Here is an 869-nt window from a genome sequence, read left to right as displayed (position 1 = left end):
GTGAGCGTCAAATAGCGCACACCTAGTCTCGGGTTCTGTTCTGCGAGATGATCCCTCTAGAATCCATTGACGGAGGGATCACCGTGACGAAGGCCGAACTCGAAAAACTTCGCGAGCTTTGGCGTGCCCGTGTAGCGGACTTCCGGGCCAGCGGGTTAACGGGCGCAGCCTGGTGCGCCGCGCATCAGGTTAAGGAACACCAACTGTGGTATTGGGTCAGCAAGTTGAAGACAGAAGGCCACTATGGTGGTCATCAACATGGCGATACGGATCCGCGTTTCATCCCCGTGCGTGTGGGCGAACCTTCCGCTGAGGGGTCAGACAAGCCGCTGTCTGTCCGTGTAGGTCCTGTTGTCATCGAGGTCACGCCTGGTTACGACACTGAACTACTACGCGATGTGGTGCGCACCCTGGCCTCGCTATGCTGAACATCGGTGCTGGACCGGGGGAATTGCGTGTGTACCTGGCCTGCGGCAGCACGGACATGCGCAAGTCTATCGACGGCTTGGCGGCGCTCGTGCAGGAGTCCTTTCACCTGGACCCATTTTCCTCTGCGGTCTTCGTGTTTTGTAACCGAAAGCGTGACAAACTGAAAATCCTGTACTGGGAGCACAACGGCTTCTGGTTGTACTATCGGCGGCTGGAGCGGGGGCGCTTTCCATGGCCAGACACCAGCGACGGCAAGACCCTCGTCATCACTCGCCGGGAGCTGAACTGGCTGTTGGACGGACTGCCGTTGAACCAACCGAAGGCACACCGGAGGGTTACCGCGAAAAAAGTGGTGTGAGACCGATAAACACAGAAGGGTCTGTCAAGGGATTTCGGCAGGTGTGTCGAAATTCTTGTGCATGATGAACACGACGACGGAC

2 protein-coding genes are annotated in these 869 nt (G+C 57.7%); both read left to right on the top strand.

Translation table 11 applies throughout. The features are described 5' to 3' along the window. The first annotated feature begins 83 nt into the window (after positions 1-83). Positions 84-428 carry an IS66 family insertion sequence element accessory protein TnpA gene (tnpA, locus tag J3481_RS14355; RefSeq protein ID WP_328702157.1) on the top strand — a complete coding sequence of 115 codons (345 nt, stop codon included), beginning with the start codon at positions 84-86 and terminating at the stop codon, positions 426-428. A gap of 29 nt (positions 429-457) precedes the next feature. Continuing rightward, positions 458-787, top strand: coding sequence for an IS66 family insertion sequence element accessory protein TnpB (gene tnpB, locus J3481_RS14350; protein ID WP_206832778.1), 330 nt, complete (start codon positions 458-460; stop codon positions 785-787). Positions 788-869: the final 82 nt, after the last annotated feature.

This window comes from Alicyclobacillus fructus (genome assembly GCF_017329605.1).
Classification (GTDB): Bacteria; Bacillota; Bacilli; order Alicyclobacillales; family Alicyclobacillaceae; genus Alicyclobacillus; species Alicyclobacillus fructus.
This window is presented reverse-complemented; position numbering and strand designations above follow the sequence as displayed.